Consider the following 499-nt stretch of genomic DNA (forward strand, 5'->3'; position numbering starts at 1 on the left):
GACGACCTGGTTGGTGGTCAGCGCGGCGACGCCGGCGGTGCTCAGCGCGGCCAGCGAGGCGGTGGCCAGGTTGTTGACCTGGGCGGTGGTCAGCGCAGCGACCTGGCCGGAGCTCAGGGCGGCGATGGCTGCCGTCTTGATGGCCGACAGATCAGCCGTTTCCAGCGCGGCGATCGCATCGCTCGACAGCGCGGCAACTTGCGCGGTGCTCAGCGCGGCAGCTTCGGCGGTGGTCAGCGCCACCACTTGATTCGTGGTCAGGGCCTTGACCTGATTGGCGCTCAGGGCGGCAATCGCGTCGGACTTCAGTGCGGCGAAGTCCGCCGTTTCCAGCGCGGCGATGGCGGCGGTCGTCAGACCGGCCACTTGCGCGGTGCTCAGCGAGCTCGCTTGCGCGGTGGTCAGCGCGACGATCTGGTTGGTGGTCAAACCGGATACGGCGGCGGTGCTCAGCGCGGCGATCTGGTTGGTCGACAGCGCGGCCACCTGTGCCGTGGCC

At 69.7% G+C, this 499-nt stretch carries 1 pseudogene; it reads right to left on the reverse strand.

Features of this window, described 5'->3' with window-relative positions:
- Positions 1-499: pseudogene (locus RUGAMON1_RS32675) on the reverse strand (heme utilization protein); the annotation flags it as partial.

The organism is Duganella rhizosphaerae, assembly GCF_040364205.1.
GTDB lineage: Bacteria > Pseudomonadota > Gammaproteobacteria > Burkholderiales > Burkholderiaceae_D > Rugamonas > Rugamonas rhizosphaerae.